A 14,344-nucleotide genomic window follows, 5' to 3' on the forward strand; every position below is an offset into this window, starting at 1 on the left:
TAGTTAGCCTGTTCCAATCTCCGCCCTTCGAGCCTGAGAGGCCCGTGTGCCGAAACTGTCCGTCGTCGTCCCCATGCACAATGTGGAAGCCTTCGCCGAGAGCACGCTGAGAAGTCTCGCCAACAACGCGGCCCCCGGCTTCGAGTTCCTGCTCGTCGACGACTGCTCCACGGATTCCACCTCATGGGCGGTCGACCGCTGGGCGGAGGGACGTTCCGACACCAGGGTGATCCGGCACGAGACGAACATGGGCATCGCGCAGGCGCGCAACAGCGGTATCGACGCGGCCCGGGGCGAGTTCATCACCTTCCTGGACGGCGACGACTGGTACGGGCCGGGCTACCTCGCCGAACTGGTCGCCGTCGTGGAGGAGCTGGGCTGCGACTTCGCCCGCACCGACCATGTCCAGGCCACCGGCACCGAGCGGGTCATCCGGCGGCCCCCGGCCCAGGTGCGCAACACCGTGATGGACCCGCGCGACGGCATAGCGCCGCCCCACATGGAGACGATGGTCGACTACCCCTTCGTCTGGGCGGGGATCTACCGCCGGCACCTCTTCGACGACGGCGCGATGCGCTTCGCGACCGAACTCCGCACCGCCGAGGACCGGCTGTGGATCTGGCGCCTGCACCTGAAGGCCGAGTCGTACGCGTCCGTCGGTCTGCACGGGGTGTTCTACCGGCGGGGCGTCGCCACCTCGCTCACCCAGATCAAGGACTCCCGCCAGCTCGACTTCATCCCGGCCTACGACATGCTCCTCCAAGACCTGCTGGCGGACCCGGAGGCGGAGCGTTTCCTCCCCAAGGCCGTACGGACGTACTGCGCCATGATCGCCTTCCACCTCGGCAAGGTGGGCGAGTACGAGGCCTCGGCGGCGCAGCGGCTGCGGCGCGAGGCGAGGGACGCCCTCCACCGGATGCCCCAGCACGTTCTGGACGAGACCCTCAGGACCATCGACAGCACTCGGAGCAGGTTGCTCAGCCGCCTGCGTGACGGGCGGAAGGCTGCCTGATCCATGCCCCACATGACCCAGATCTTCCAGGTCTCCACCCTGTACGGCGCGGCCACCCTCGCCGCGGCACTCGACGCGGGCCTGTTCGGGCCGCGCGACGGGGCCCGGCGCGTCCTGCTGGTCTCCAACAACGCCGCGATACCCGAGACCGCGCTGCGCCTGGACGAGATGCACGGCTACGGACGAATATCCGCCCGGTTCGACTCCGTGGTCGGCTGGAACGAGACGATCCGCCCGCACCACCCCAGCGCGTGGGGCCCGCGCGGCAACGACGTGTCGCTGTGGCAGAAGGCGTTCCGTCTCGCCTGGGGCATCGGCGAACGGGACCCGATCGAGCTCGCCGTCGAGTCGATCCAGGTCAACCCGGCCCGCGCGCTGGCCGCGATCTTCTCCGAGAGCGCCGTCCACGTGTACGCCGACGGCCTGATGAGCTACGGCCCGACCCGCGAGAAGCTGCCGCTGACCATCGCGCGCCGCATTCGACGGCTGCTCCACCTCGACCTGATACCGGGTCTGCGGCCGATGCTGCTGTCCGAGTACGGCGTCGCGCCCGAGGTCGTCCCGGACGGCGCGTTCCGCGCGGTGCTCGACGAGATCTCCCGCGACGCGGCGGACGATCCCCGGCTGGCACCCGTGGCGCGGGAGAAGCCGACGGCCGTACTGCTCGGCCAGTACCTGGCGGCGATCAACATCCTGAGCGCGGAGGAGGAAGAGGACCTCCACATCCGCATGCTCACCGGGGCCGCGCGCGCCGGGCACCGGTCCGTGGTCTTCAAGCCCCACCCGACCGCCCCCGCCGGCTACACGCAGGCGCTGAGCAAGGCGGCGGCGGACGCGGGCGTACGGCTCAGCGTGCTGGACGCGCCCCTGCTGGCCGAGACGCTGTACGACCACTGCGCGCCGGAACTCGTCGTCGGCTGCTTCTCCACGGCGATGGTGACCGCCTCCGCCTACTACGACGTGCCCATCGCCCGGGTGGGGACGGCACTGGTGATGGAGCGGCTCACGCCCTACCCGAACAGCAACCGGGTGCCCCTGGCCGTCGTCGACCACCTGGTGCCCGACCTGGAGCGCGGGCAGACGCCGGCGCTCGTCGACGCGGCCCCCGAGACCCTCTCCCCGCTGGTCCGGGCGATCGGATTCTGCATGCAGCCGAAGACGTACGCCGAGCTGCGCGAGCCGACGGAGACCTGGCTGCGGGCCAACCTGGCCACCGGACCCGGCTACTACTTCCCCGAGCTGCGGCTGACCGAGCTCGGCCTGCCCGGCAGCCGCCCGCAACTGCGCGCGAAGCTGCAGGTGCGGCGGGCCCGCCGCGTGGTGCGCCGAGCGGTGCGGCGCGGCGCCGGGAGGAAGTGAGCGGACCGGACCGGCAGACGCCGGAGCCCTCGCCCGGCGGGGGCTCCGGCGTGCTCCGCGCCGCCCGGCTCAGCCCAGCCAGCGGCCCAGCCGCAGCCGCGTCCACAGCAGGGCGGCGGCGAAGGACAGCACGACCGTGGCCACCGTCAGCCCCACGAGCCCGCCCACCGCGGCCGGCCAGCCCGCGTCCGCCGACACCACGCTCCCAGCGATGGCCTCCAGGAACATCAGGTGGACCAGGTAGGCACCGAAGGACGCCCCGGCGAGCCTGCCCAGCAGCGGCCGGAACCGCTCGGGCACCCTGATCCCGTTGAGCGCCATCAGCAGGGTTCCGGCCAGCAGCGCCACCACGACCGACCCGTACGGGCTCGGGAAGTGCACCCGGTGTTCGTAGCCGGCCACCGCCGCCCACGCGCACAGCCCGCCCGCCAGCCACAGCAGACGCCGCCGCCGGCCGGCGACCGCTGAGCCCGGCAGCGACAGCAGGACGGCACCGGCGACGGCGTACGCGATCTGGTAGACGCCGAACTGCCAGGCGAAGGACGGGAGGCGGACGTCGAGGAGCCGCCCGAGGTCGCCCAGGAGGGTCGGGGCGAGCGCGATGCCGAGGAGGGCGGCGCCCGCACCCCAGGGCCGCTTGCCGGCCCTGGCCAGGACGGCCACCGACAGCAGCAGGATCACCGGGACGTACGCGTACAGGTACCAGAGGTGGAAGGCGGGCCGCACGGAGCCGAACACGGCGTCCCACGCGAGCTGTCGCGTGGGGTCGGTGTTGGCGTCCCGCACCCGGTCCCACACCAGGTAGGCGGCGGTCCACAGGACCATCGGCACGACGATGCGGGTCAGCCGCCCGCGGATCTGCCCGCCGTCGCGGGGCGGTGCTCCGCTGAGCACGACCCAGCCGGCGATCGCGAAGAACAGCGGCACGGCGCACCGGCTCAGCGCGTCCCCGGCGAGGGCGGTCCAGTAGACGGGCCCGTCGCCACCGGAGGGGGAGCGGTCCACGGCCTTCATGAGTTCGCCCGCGGCGTGGCAGACGATGACCCCGACCGAGGCCAGGACCCGGACGAGGTCGATGTCGTACCGGTGCTCCCCGCGGGGGCGCGTGGCCGGTGTCCCGGGGGTGGCGGGGCCGGGGAGGCGCCCGGAGTCGGTGACGGTCATGGGCTCGGCGGCGATGGGTGGTCACTCCCGGGTCATGCGCGCGGGCCCGGCGGTGTCCGGCCGGGCCGGGGGTCGAATTGCCCGCGCCGCGCGCACCCGCGCCCGCAGCCGCGGCGCCGCGCGGCGCACATCGGTGCAGGCTATGAGAGCGCCGGGAGCGGCGGGAACTGCTGGCGGATGAACATCGGCCACATACGCGTGACCTTCCGGTGAACGCCGCCGGCCGTCGCCGTCCGGCCATCGGGTGTTCCGCGGAAGTTCCCCCCGTGGCCCGTTCGAGCGCTCCGCTTCCGGCCGGGAACCTCCCTAGTCTGTCCCCACCCATCCCACAGGCGTTCCGCGTACTCACACGTCCACCTTCGTGACGGATTGAGGTCGTTGATCCATGAACAGCCGTTCCCTGCTCCGCAGCCCGGTCTCCCGGCGTCTGCTGCGTCCCGTCGCCGGTCCGGCGGGCACGGCGGCCCGCGTCCGGCGGGGCTTCTCCGAGGACCCGGAGACCCGGGCGGCCGTCTCGGACCGCGCCTACGGAGTGATCGTCGTCGACGGCGACCACTCGGCGAAGGGCGTCCGCCAGGACCTCCGGTGGACCGAGGAGATCGCCGCCCCCGGCGCGGTCGTCGTCCTGGACGACTACGGCGACCCCAACTGGCCGGGCATCGAGGAGGCCCTCGACGAGCATCTGAAGGAGCCCACGCGCCTGACCTACCTGGGCAAGGCGGCCCACTCGGCGTTTTTGCGGGCGTCCTGAGCAGGGCCGGGCGGGTGCCCGCGAGGGGCGGCCGCACCGCCGCACGGGGCAGTCACCGACGCCGCGGTCACGGGAGGTGCCGGGCCGGGCACATTGAGCGATTCGTGCGATATTCCGTCCATTGGATCGCGCGCGCTGACTCCTTTTCGCCCGTCGAGGGGGCATCCTCCCCTCATGGCCACTGCGCAAGAGACGCACAAGTACCCCGGTGAGCTGAACGACGTCCCCGGCTGGTTCTGGCCGCTCGACCAGGTGCTGTTCTCCTGGTTCCTGGAGCGGCAGGAGCGGCGGGGCACCCGAGGCGACCTGCTCGAGCTGGGCGCCTACCTGGGCAAGAGCGCGATCCTGCTGGGGCACCACCTGCGGGACGGCGAGACGCTCACCGTCTGCGACCTGTTCGAGACCGAGCCGCCGGACGCGGCCAACCGGGCGGAGGCGGCGAAGTCGTACTCCTCGCTCACCCGGCAGGCCTTCGAGCGCAACTACCTGTCCTTCCACGAGTCCCTGCCCAGGATCGTCCAGGCCGTCAGCTCCACGATCACCGACGAGGTCGGGCCCGGCACCTGCCGCTTCGCCCACATCGACGCCTCGCACCTGTACGAACACGTCCAGGGCGACATCGGCGCGGCCCGGAACCTGCTGCTGCCCGACGGCATCGTCGTCCTCGACGACTTCCGCAGCGAGCACACGCCGGGTGTGGCCGTCGCCGCCTGGGAGGCCGTGCTCAACCGGGAGCTGCGTCCCGTCTGCCTGAGCAGCCAGAAGCTGTACGGCACCTGGGGCGACCCCGGACCCGTCCAGGAGGAGCTGCTCGCCGCGCTGCGCGGACGCGACGACATCGCCGTGACCGTGGAGCGGGCGGCCGGGCACCGGCTGATCCGGACCCGCGCCAAGGGCAAGCGGATGCGGCCCCCCGCGCTGCCGTCCTCGCGGCACCCGGCGCCCGCGGCGGCGCCGCGCCCGGATGCCGGGCCGGTGCCGGGGCAGCCGCAGCAGGCGCGTGCGGCGGACCGCGCGGCGCGTACGGCACGGCAGCCGGCACCGCGTGACCGCACCCGCCGTCTCGCCCTGGACCTGCTGCCGCCGGTCGTCACCCGGGCGGTGCGCCGGTACCGGGCGGCGCGGCGGGCGAAGGCGGGCGGCGCGGCTCAGTCGAGGCGGTAGGTGGCCCCGATCCCCGCGATCACCAGTGCCAGCCCCTCCTCGAAGTGCCGCTCGTAGTCCGTGAATATCTCCGCGCCCGCCGCCGCCGTCAGGGGGAAGCCGGCCATCAGACGGGTGCGTTCGTCCAGGTCGTAGCCCTCCCGGCGCTCGCCGGGCAGGGGCTGGACGCCCTGTTCCTCGGTGACGAAGCCGAGGGTGAAGAGGTACGCCGTCGTGGTCGCCCGCACCGCCTGGGCGAGGGTGAGGCCGGCGGCGGTGAACAGGCGCAGGTTCTCCTCCATCTGCGCCGCGTGCTCGAGTCCGGTGAAGCGGGAGCCGCTGAAGACCTTGGCACCGTCGCGGTAGCCGAGCAGCGCCGCGCGCAGGCCGCGGTTGGTCTTGAGCAGCCGTTCCCGCCAGGTGTCGGCCGGATCGAGGGGGGTCCCGGCGACCATCCGCCGGTACATCTCGGTGGCCATCTCGTCGAGCAGGGCCTGCTTGTCCTTGAAGTGCCAGTACAGAGCGGGCGCCTTGACGTCCAGCTCCCGGGCGATGGCGCGCAGGGTCAGGCCGTCCAGACCGACCTCGTTCAGCAGTCTCAGCGCCGTGTCCGCGACCCGTCGGCGGTCGAGGGGAGCGCGTCGTTCCATACCCACGCTTGACAGCTTAACGGTGTTAAGTCCATTCTCGGACCCAGGCGGCACTTAACAGCGTTAAGGGGAGTGGCTCATGGAGACGGACACGGACGTCCTGGTGGTCGGCGCGGGCCCCACCGGTCTCGCTCTGGGTGTCGACCTGGCCCGGCGCGGGGTGGACGCGCTGGTCCTGGAGCGCGCCGAGGGGCTGTTCCCCGGCTCCCGGGGCAAGGGCGTCCAGCCCCGCACCATGGAGGTCTTCGACGACCTCGGGGTCCTCGGCGCGATCCGCGCGGCGGGCGGGGGCTATCCGGTCGGCATGGTCTGGCAGAACGGCGAGCGGCTCGGCGAGCACCCGATGTTCGACCCGGCCGAGGCGAGCGAGGACTCGCCGTACGACGAGCCGTGGATGGTGCCGCAGTGGCGCACGCAGGAGATCCTGCTGGCCCGGCTGGAGGAGCTGGGCGGCGAGGTCGCCTTCGGCCGGGAGGTCACCGGCGTCGGGCAGGACGCGGACGGCGTCACCGCGCACCTCGCCCGGGGCCGCACACTGCGCGCCCGCTACCTCGTCGCGGCCGACGGGGGCCGGTCGGCGGTGCGCCGCGCGCTGGGCGTCGCCATGACCGGGGAGACCGTCGACCCGAGCCCGATGCTGGTCGCGGACGTCCGGATCACCGGCCTGGACCGCGAGCACTGGCACGTCTTCCCGCCCGCCGACGGCAGCCCCGCCTTCCTCGCCGTCTGCCCGCTGGCCGGCACCGAGGACTTCCAGGTGGTGGCGCAGTTCCCGGAGGGCACGGCGGTGGACCTCACCCCGGACGGCATCCGGAAGGTCGTCGCGGAGCGCTCGCACCTCGCCCCCGAGGACGTGACCGAGGTGCGCTGGGCCTCCGACTTCCGGCCGCGCGCGGCCCTGGCCGACCGTTTCGCCGCGGGCCGCGTCTTCCTCGCCGGGGACGCGGCGCACGTGCACTCACCGGCGGGCGGACAGGGCCTGAACACCAGCGTCCAGGACGCCTACAACCTGGGCTGGAAGCTGGGCGCGGTGCTGTCGGGCGGGGCGCCTGCCGCGCTGCTGGACAGCTACGAGGAGGAGCGGCGCCCGATCGCCGCCGGGGTGCTCGGGCTGTCGACCGGCGTCCACCGGGGCGAGGTGCGGCGGGGTGGGGCGACGCGGCAACTGGGGCTGGGGTACCGGGACTCGTCCCTGACCGCGGAGACCCGGGCGGCGGTTCCGGACGGTGCGCTGCGGGCCGGGGACCGGGCGCCGGACGGGACGGTGGACGGCGTACGGCTCTTCGACGCCTTCCGGGGGCCGCACTGGACGCTGCTGGCGCTGGGCGTCGACGCTCCCGAGGGTGGCCTGGGAGCGGTGCCGGTGGTGCGCGGGGCGGCGCACGGGGCGTACGGCGCGGGACTGTTCCTCGTACGGCCGGACGGGTACGTGGGGTGGGCCGGAGCGGGAGACGAGCCCGGGCTCAGGCGGTACCTGGCCCGGTTCGGGCCGACCGGTTGACGGCCCGGGCCGGTCTTCGTCAGCCGTCGCCGACCCCGTCGCCCTCCCCGCCCCCGTCCCCGTCGCCGCCCCCGTCCCCGTCCCCGTCCCCGTCCCCGTCGAGGAGGGTGCTGACGGAGAGGGCGAGGGCCGACCTGCTCAGAAGGCGTCCGAGGGCACGTAAGTCCCCCAGACCTCCCGCAGCGCGTTGCACACCTCGCCCACCGTGGCCCGCGCCCGCAGCGCGTCCTTCATCGGGTACAGGACGTTGTCCTCGCCCTCGGCGGCCTTCTTCAGGGCGGCGAGCGCGGTGTCCACCGCCTGCTGGTCGCGCTCCGCGCGGAGCGCGGCGAGGCGTTCGGCCTGCTGGGCCTCGATCGCCGGGTCGACGCGGAGGGGCTCGTAGGGCTCCTCCTCGTCGAGCTGGAAGCGGTTGACGCCGACCACGACCCGCTCGCCGGAGTCGGTCTCCTGGGCGATGCGGTAGGCGCTGCGCTCGATCTCGTTCTTCTGGAAGCCGTGCTCGATGGCGTTGACCGCGCCGCCGAGGTCCTCGACCTTCCGCATCAGCTCCAGCGCCGCCGCCTCGACGTCGTCGGTCATCTTCTCGACGACGTAGGAGCCGGCGAAGGGGTCGACGGTGGCCGTCACGTCCGTCTCGTAGGCGAGGACCTGCTGGGTGCGCAGGGCGAGGCGCGCGGACTTGTCGGTCGGCAGCGCGATGGCCTCGTCGAAGGAGTTGGTGTGCAGGGACTGCGTGCCGCCGAGGACCGCGCCGAGGCCCTGCACGGCGACGCGGACGAGGTTGACCTCGGGCTGCTGGGCGGTGAGCTGCACCCCGGCGGTCTGGGTGTGGAAGCGCAGCATCAGCGACTTGGGGTTCTCGGCGCCGAACTCCTCCCTCATCACCCGCGCCCAGATCCGGCGGGCCGCGCGGAACTTGGCGACCTCCTCCAGGATCGTCGTGCGGGCCACGAAGAAGAAAGAGAGGCGGGGCGCGAAGTCGTCGACGTCCATGCCGGCCGCGACCGCCGTGCGCACGTACTCGATGCCGTCCGCGAGGGTGAAGGCGATCTCCTGCGCGGGCGAGGCGCCTGCCTCGGCCATGTGGTAGCCGGAGATCGAGATGGTGTTCCACTTCGGGATCTCGGCCTTGCAGTACTTGAAGATGTCCGCGATCAGACGGAGGGAGGGCTTCGGGGGGAAGATGTACGTCCCGCGGGCGATGTACTCCTTCAGCACGTCGTTCTGGATCGTGCCGGTGAGCTGGTCGGCGCCGACGCCCTGCTCCTCGGCGACGAGTTGGTAGAGCAGGAGCAGCAGGGAGGCGGGGGCGTTGATGGTCATCGACGTCGAGACCTTGTCCAGCGGGATCCCGCCGAACAGCACCCGCATGTCGTCGATCGAGTCGATCGCCACGCCGACCTTGCCGACCTCGCCCGAGGCGATCGGGGCGTCGGAGTCGTGGCCCATCTGGGTGGGCAGGTCGAAGGCGACCGACAGGCCCATCGTGCCGTTGGCGATGAGCTGCTTGTAGCGGGCGTTGGACTCCGTCGCCGTGCCGAAACCGGCGTACTGGCGCATCGTCCACGGCCGGCCGGTGTACATCGAGGGGTACACGCCCCGGGTGAAGGGGTACTTCCCCGGCTCGCCCAGCTTCTCCGCCGGGTCCCAGCCCTCCTGGGACTCGGGCCCGTAGACCGGTTCGATGGGCAGTCCGGACTCAGACTCGCGCGCCATGGTGTGATGCCTCCCGCTGAGCACATGTTCGAACCGCTCGAACTACCCGTCAGATACTCGCCAGTACAGACCGACCCTCCGACGGACTGTATCGGCGCGCGCGCCATCCGGTGGAGGGGCGCACGCTGGGACCTTGCTCACAACCTCGGTGCGGTCCCGGTCACAACGATGCCGTGCCGTTCACGGCGCGTCATCCGCGGGGAACATCTCAGGGGACGTCCGTACGGGGCGGTGAGACGGCGGGGGGCCGTGATGCGCAAGACGGGTATGGGGAACGTGGGGCGGGCGGCGGCCGTCGCCCTGGGGACCGCGCTGGCGGCGGGCGGCTGCACCGTGCAGGGCACGAGCGCCGACGGCGCGGGGCGGGCGCCGGTACGCATAGACGTCTCCGGTGCCCCGCGGAAGAACACGCCGTCCGGCGGCCTGCCGTCGAGTGCGCCGCCCGTCCGTGCCGAACCCCGGGTGCTGTGGCGGCGGGGCGACACCGGCCGGGACGTGCGCGAGCTCCAGGCCCGGCTGCGCCAGGTCGAGTGGCTCGTCGACGGGCCGACCGGGACGTACGACGACCTGACCGAGCGCGCGGTGAGCGGCTTCCAGGGCAAGCGCGGCCTGCCCAGGACGGGCCGGACCGACACCGTCACCTGGCAGCGGCTGCTGGGGATGACGCGGGAACCGGGCAAGTGGGACCTGTACCTGATGGGCGGGCAGCCGGCCGCCGCGCCCGACCCGCGCTGCCTGAGCGGCCGGGTGCTGTGCGTCAGCAAGTCGAGCCGGACACTGCGTTGGATGGTCGACGGACGGACCGTGTCGACGATGCCGGTGCGGTTCGGCTCGCAGTACACGCCGACGCGGGAGGGCGTGTTCCAGGTCTACTGGAAGTCCCGCCACCACGTCTCGACGCTCTACGACTCGGCCATGCCGTACGCGATGTTCTTCAGCGGCGGCCAGGCCGTGCACTACTCGTACGACTTCGCCGCCCGCGGCTACGCGGGCGCCTCGCACGGCTGCGTCAACGTACGGGACGAGGCGGCGATCGCGGATCTGTACGCCCAGGTGAGGAACGGCGACAAGGTCGTCGTGTACCGGTGAGGCGGGGTGCCCCGGCAGGGGCGGGAATGGGCGCGGGCGGGACCGGGGGAACGTGTCCCGCCCGCGCCGAGGTGCACGAGCCGCGGGTACGGGGGGAACCCCGGCTCGGTGCGAAAGCCGATGACCAGTCGGCTCACTCATTACTGCGCCAGTGCGGCCGAAAGTGTCACACCCCGGGGAAGGAAATCTCTGCTACCCCGGGAAAGTGCAGGTCAAGGCGGGTGTCACCGGCGGTGTTCGAGGTGCGTGGCGGGTAGGCCGGCCCCTGCTGCGGCACGGGTGTGAAGGCCGAGGGGGCGTGCGGGCCGAGATCCTGCCCGGCGGACGGGGTTATGTGGTGGCCGTCGTCGTCACCGTCCTTGCCGCCTTCGCCGCCCTTGCCGCCTTCGCCGCCCTTGCCACCCTTGCCGCCGCCGTTCTCGCCGCCCTCACCACCCGTGCCGTCCTTGCCGCTCCCGCCGCCCTTGCCGCTCTGGTGGTCCTTGGCGGCGGAGTCACCGGAGTCCTTACGGGGCTCCCGCTCCCGGCCGCCCCCTGCGGACTCGTCGGAGTCCCTGCCGCTGCCGCGGCCCTGGGCGGCGCCGTCGGTCCCGGCGAGGAGGTTCCCGCAGTACCTCCCGACCCGCGACGAACCCCCGGCCGCCTTCTGCAGCGCTCGCCGGCGGGCGTCTTCCAGCCCCTTGCCGGCGCGTACGTCACGGCAGGACGCGACGAGGCCCGGCCGATCGCCGCCCACTCCGCCTGCCGCCCGGTCGTCGGCGCCCGTGCCGGTGTCCCCGTCCGGGGCCGTGCCGCCGTCCGCGTCGTCCCGCTCGCCCTCCCCGTCCGGTGCTCCGGACGTGGGGCCGCCCGGCGCCGGTCCGCCCCGCACGCCGTCCAGGGGCGAGGGGGAGGCGAGCGGCCGGCCGGGGGACGCGGCGGCCGAGACGCTGGCGGCGGGGTCCGGCCGCGTGTCGTCGAACGGCGTCGGCACAACTCCGGTTCCGGCCGCCACCGCCACCCCGCCGATCATGCCGACGGTCAGCGCCGCGGCCAGCCCGAGGCGCAGGGGACGGCGCCGGCGGGGGCGCCGGACACCGTCACCGCGCGAGCCGATACGGACCAGGCCGGCGTCGGAGGGCGGCGCCGCGGTGCCGTGCCCGGCGGCCGCCGACATGCCCTCCGGCGTGTCCGCCCGCTCGGCGCGGGCCTTGCGGAAGGCGGCCAGCGCGGCGGCCTCGCCGGGGAGTTCTCCGCTGGTCGGCACGGGTGGGGCGGAGAGAGCACCCAGCGCCCTGGCGAGTCGTTCGGCACGGTCGCGGGCCGCGGGGTCGACAGCCTCCGGTGACTCTCCGCGCAACAACGTCTCCGCCGTTTCGCGGTCCAGCCACCTGTCCTGCTCGTCGGCCATCACATGTCCTTCTGCGTCCGCGCACGCGTATGCGTCACACTCGCGGACGTCACCGCACGGCGCTGCGGTTCTCGCTGGGGCGGCAGGGCGTCGAGCCCGCCGCCGGATTCCGGATCGCCGCCGAGCAGCTCGGCCAGGCGCTTCAGGCCGCGGTGCGCCGCCGTGCGGACGGCACCGGGCCGCTTGCCCAGCGTCTCGGCGGCACTCTTGGCGTCGAGGCCCACCACCACCCGCAGGACCACGGCCTCGGCCTGGTCCTGGGGCAGCCGGGCGATGAGGGAGAGGGTGCTGTCGGTGGCCAGGGCCTCCATGGCCTCGCCCGCGGTGTCGGACTCGGCGGGCTTGCCGGTCAGCTCCGTCTCGTCGCCGCCGATCGCGGGCCGGCGGCCGCGCATGCGGATGTGGTCCAGCGCGCGGTTGCGGGCGATGCGGGCGGCCCAGCCGCGGAACCGGTCGGCGTCGCCGTCGAACCGGTCCAGGTCGCGGGCGATCTGCAGCCAGGCCTCGGACGCCACGTCCTCGGCGTCCGGATCGCCGACCAGTGTCCGCACGTAGCCCAGCAGTCGCGGGTGCACGGCGCGGTACACAGTCCGGAACGCGGTCTCGTCCCCGCCCTGCGCCGCACGTACCGCGGCGGTCAGCTCCGCGTCGTCCCCCAGCACCGAGCCTCTCTTTGCGCCTAAGCCGGCGCCGCTCTCGCGGACCGGGTACTCGCCGTCGTGGTTTCTCAATCGATGGTTACGGTGGTCTACCGCTCACGTGATGCGGGAGGAAAAGCCCCCGCTGGTCGGCGCGAATGGCACGTTACGTCGTGAAACCTCCGCTCGTCCATGTCTCCCTCCCATTGCCGTACAAGATGCAACTAAGCCGTGACGCGGTGAGGTGTGACAGAAAACGCAGTGCCGGCGCTGTAGGGAGTACGGGCCGCCGCGCGGCCCGTGCCGCGCGACGGCCGGGGCCTCTCCTGTGGGGGGTGGCGGCCCCGGCCGTTGCCTTGGCCGCCGCGATCGTCCCTGGTGCGAGGCTACTTGTCCCTGCCGAGAGCCCGGTCCGCCGGCTCCGCCCGGTCCGCCGGCTCCGCCCGGTCCGCCGGCTCCGCCCGGTCCGCGGGCGCGCCCTCGCCGCTGCCGCTGCCGCCGCCGTTCGGGTTGCCGTCCGCGTTGCCGTCCGCGTTGCCGTTCGCGTTGCCGTCCGCGCCGCCGTTCGGCCGTTCCGGCCGGACCGGGTCGGCCGCCCCGCTCGGCTTGTTCGCGTCGGCCGCGACGCTCGGCCGGGCCTGCCGTCGGGAGTGCTGCTCGGCGCAGTGGGCCGCGACGCGCTCCTCGCCGCCCGCCGCCGCGACCAGCCGCTGCCAGGCCGCCGTGTCCAGCGCCTCGCCGCGGCCCCCCAGCCGTTCGTAGTCGCGACAGTAGGCCTCGGTGTCCCGGGCGGTGGCCGGACCGCCGGGCCGTGCGGACGTGCCGGGGGACGGGGCGGCGGGACGCGGGGCGGGGACCGGACGGACCGTGACACCCTCCGTGGTGACGGACGAGGGCGTACGTTCCGGCCGGCCGGTGTCCGTGGCGGAGCCGCCCCCGCCGATCGCCGCGTAGGCGACGCCGCCCAGGGTGAGGCTCGCCAGCAGCACCGAGAGCGCGGTCTTCAGCGTGCGCCCCGCGCGTCGCCGCTCACGGGGGCGCCAGTCGTCCCGCCGGCGGGTGCGTGCAGCCCGGCCCGGCTCCGCGTCCAGGGCGGCCCGGAACGCCGCCACGGCCCGCCGCTCGCCCTCGGCGTCGACGCGCTCCCCCCGCAGGGCGGCGGCGAGCAGCCCCTCCATCCCGGCGGTCTCCGGGCGGGCGGGACGGGAGGCGGCGCGGTCGCCGTCGTCGCCTTCGCGGTGCCGTGCACCCATGTCCGCCTCCGTTCCCGCTCGGTCCGCCGGGCCGCTGCCGTCGCTGCCCGTCATGTCGACTCCCCCAGCGTCCTGGGCGCATCATCCGTCACAGCCTCGACGCCCAGTTGCCGTGCCAGCCGCTTCAGCCCCCGGTACGTCGCCGTGCGCACCGCGCCCGGCCGCTTGCCCAGGACGCGCGCGGCGGACGGTCCGTCGAGGCCGACGACGATCCGCAGGAGTACGGCCTCGGCCTGATCGCGCGGCAGTCCCGAGACGAGGGCCAGGGCCGCCTCGGTGGAGAGCTTCTCCAGTGCCTGGTCGTGCGTGGAGTGCGGGCCGGGCAGGTCCAGGACGTCCTGCTCCAGCGCCGTCGGCCGGGGCCTCACCTTTTGCCGCCGCAGGTGGTCGAGGGCCCGGTGCCGGGCGATGGTCGCCGTCCAGCCCCGGAAGCCGGCCCCGTCGCCCCGGAAGCGTCGCAGGTCGCGGGCTATCTCCAGCCACGCGTCCGACGCGACGTCCTCGGCCTCGTCCCCGACGAGGCCGCGCAGGTAGCCCAGCAGGCCGGGCTGCACGAGCCGGTAGGCGACCGCGAAGGCGGCCTCGTCACCTTCCTGGGCCCGCGCGACGGCCGCGCCCAGTTCCCCGTCGTACGCGTGCACGCGGCGGGGTTCCCCTCGCTGGCCCAAGAACCGT

13 protein-coding genes are annotated in these 14,344 nt (G+C 73.8%); 6 read left to right on the forward strand and 7 right to left on the reverse strand.

The window, feature by feature from the left end; genetic code table 11:
• Positions 1-46: 46 nt before the first annotated feature.
• Both B1H29_RS14000 and B1H29_RS14005 read left to right on the forward strand, forming a co-directional pair.
• A complete protein-coding gene (locus tag B1H29_RS14000; RefSeq protein ID WP_055418210.1) occupies positions 47-1,012 on the forward strand; it encodes a glycosyltransferase family 2 protein in 966 nt (321 codons plus the stop codon).
• A 3-nt stretch (positions 1,013-1,015) separates the two neighbouring features.
• On the forward strand, positions 1,016-2,371 hold the full coding sequence (locus B1H29_RS14005) for a polysialyltransferase family glycosyltransferase (protein WP_055418211.1): 1,356 nt from the start codon (positions 1,016-1,018) through the stop codon (positions 2,369-2,371).
• Between the two features lie 69 nt (positions 2,372-2,440).
• Here B1H29_RS14005 and B1H29_RS14010 read toward each other — a convergent pair whose 3' ends face one another.
• The gene (locus B1H29_RS14010) at positions 2,441-3,535 is read right to left on the reverse strand and encodes an acyltransferase (protein WP_055418212.1); all 1,095 of its coding nucleotides are present in this window, start codon (positions 3,533-3,535) and stop codon (positions 2,441-2,443) included.
• Positions 3,536-3,920: 385 nt separating this feature from the next.
• On the opposite strand from B1H29_RS14010, the gene B1H29_RS14015 reads away from it, so the two are divergent.
• Together B1H29_RS14015 and B1H29_RS14020 are read left to right on the forward strand one after the other, a co-directional pair.
• Positions 3,921-4,286, forward strand: a complete 366-nt coding sequence (locus B1H29_RS14015) for a class I SAM-dependent methyltransferase (protein WP_079160216.1) — start codon at positions 3,921-3,923, stop codon at positions 4,284-4,286.
• 174 nt (positions 4,287-4,460) lie between these two features.
• Positions 4,461-5,450: a class I SAM-dependent methyltransferase gene (locus B1H29_RS14020; protein ID WP_055418213.1), complete on the forward strand. Its 990-nt coding sequence runs from the start codon at positions 4,461-4,463 to the stop codon at positions 5,448-5,450.
• Here B1H29_RS14020 and B1H29_RS14025 read toward each other — a convergent pair.
• Positions 5,435-6,085, reverse strand: a complete 651-nt coding sequence (locus B1H29_RS14025; protein ID WP_107095268.1) for a TetR/AcrR family transcriptional regulator C-terminal domain-containing protein — start codon at positions 6,083-6,085, stop codon at positions 5,435-5,437. The genes B1H29_RS14020 and B1H29_RS14025 overlap by 16 nt on opposite strands.
• Before the next feature lie 73 nt (positions 6,086-6,158).
• On the opposite strand from B1H29_RS14025, the gene B1H29_RS14030 reads away from it, so the two are divergent.
• Positions 6,159-7,580, forward strand: a complete 1,422-nt coding sequence (locus tag B1H29_RS14030; protein WP_055418215.1) for an FAD-dependent oxidoreductase — start codon at positions 6,159-6,161, stop codon at positions 7,578-7,580.
• A gap of 138 nt (positions 7,581-7,718) precedes the next feature.
• Here the strand turns inward: B1H29_RS14030 and B1H29_RS14035 are convergent, their stop codons facing one another.
• Positions 7,719-9,299 (reverse strand): acyl-CoA mutase large subunit family protein, encoded by a 1,581-nt coding sequence (locus B1H29_RS14035; protein WP_055418216.1) that lies wholly within the window; start codon positions 9,297-9,299, stop codon positions 7,719-7,721.
• A gap of 252 nt (positions 9,300-9,551) precedes the next feature.
• Here B1H29_RS14035 and B1H29_RS14040 point away from each other — a divergent pair, with 252 nt between their 5' ends.
• The gene (locus B1H29_RS14040) at positions 9,552-10,388 is read left to right on the forward strand and encodes a L,D-transpeptidase family protein (RefSeq protein ID WP_055418217.1); all 837 of its coding nucleotides are present in this window, start codon (positions 9,552-9,554) and stop codon (positions 10,386-10,388) included.
• Between the two features lie 166 nt (positions 10,389-10,554).
• Here the strand turns inward: B1H29_RS14040 and B1H29_RS14045 are convergent, their stop codons facing one another.
• From B1H29_RS14045 to B1H29_RS14060, 4 genes are all read right to left on the reverse strand, one after another.
• Positions 10,555-11,778, reverse strand: a complete 1,224-nt coding sequence (locus B1H29_RS14045; protein ID WP_055418218.1) for a hypothetical protein — start codon at positions 11,776-11,778, stop codon at positions 10,555-10,557.
• Positions 11,778-12,440, reverse strand: coding sequence for an RNA polymerase sigma factor (locus B1H29_RS14050; protein WP_055418219.1), 663 nt, complete (start codon positions 12,438-12,440; stop codon positions 11,778-11,780). The genes B1H29_RS14045 and B1H29_RS14050 overlap by 1 nt, the downstream gene beginning before the upstream one ends.
• A gap of 362 nt (positions 12,441-12,802) precedes the next feature.
• Positions 12,803-13,723 (reverse strand): hypothetical protein, encoded by a 921-nt coding sequence (locus tag B1H29_RS14055; RefSeq protein ID WP_055418220.1) that lies wholly within the window; start codon positions 13,721-13,723, stop codon positions 12,803-12,805.
• Positions 13,720-14,337 carry an RNA polymerase sigma factor gene (locus B1H29_RS14060; protein WP_063787496.1) on the reverse strand — a complete coding sequence of 206 codons (618 nt, stop codon included), beginning with the start codon at positions 14,335-14,337 and terminating at the stop codon, positions 13,720-13,722. Before B1H29_RS14060 ends, B1H29_RS14055 begins: the two co-directional genes overlap by 4 nt.
• Positions 14,338-14,344 lie beyond the last annotated feature (7 nt).

This window comes from Streptomyces pactum (assembly GCF_002005225.1).
Lineage (GTDB): Bacteria > Actinomycetota > Actinomycetes > Streptomycetales > Streptomycetaceae > Streptomyces > Streptomyces pactum_A.

What these genes read in the sequence shown, in the direction of transcription:
- B1H29_RS14005 (WP_055418211.1), top strand. Translation starts at nt 1,016, where the DNA reads ATGCCCCACATGACCCAGATCTTCCAGGTCTCCACCCTGTACGGCGCG.
- B1H29_RS14035 (WP_055418216.1), bottom strand. Translation starts at nt 9,299, where the DNA reads ATGGCGCGCGAGTCTGAGTCCGGACTGCCCATCGAACCGGTCTACGGG.
- B1H29_RS14040 (WP_055418217.1), top strand. Translation starts at nt 9,552, where the DNA reads ATGCGCAAGACGGGTATGGGGAACGTGGGGCGGGCGGCGGCCGTCGCC.
- B1H29_RS14055 (WP_055418220.1), bottom strand. Translation starts at nt 13,723, where the DNA reads ATGACGGGCAGCGACGGCAGCGGCCCGGCGGACCGAGCGGGAACGGAG.
- B1H29_RS14045 (WP_055418218.1), bottom strand. Translation starts at nt 11,778, where the DNA reads ATGGCCGACGAGCAGGACAGGTGGCTGGACCGCGAAACGGCGGAGACG.
- B1H29_RS14030 (WP_055418215.1), top strand. Translation starts at nt 6,159, where the DNA reads ATGGAGACGGACACGGACGTCCTGGTGGTCGGCGCGGGCCCCACCGGT.
- B1H29_RS14015 (WP_079160216.1), top strand. Translation starts at nt 3,921, where the DNA reads ATGAACAGCCGTTCCCTGCTCCGCAGCCCGGTCTCCCGGCGTCTGCTG.
- B1H29_RS14010 (WP_055418212.1), bottom strand. Translation starts at nt 3,535, where the DNA reads ATGACCGTCACCGACTCCGGGCGCCTCCCCGGCCCCGCCACCCCCGGG.
- B1H29_RS14020 (WP_055418213.1), top strand. Translation starts at nt 4,461, where the DNA reads ATGGCCACTGCGCAAGAGACGCACAAGTACCCCGGTGAGCTGAACGAC.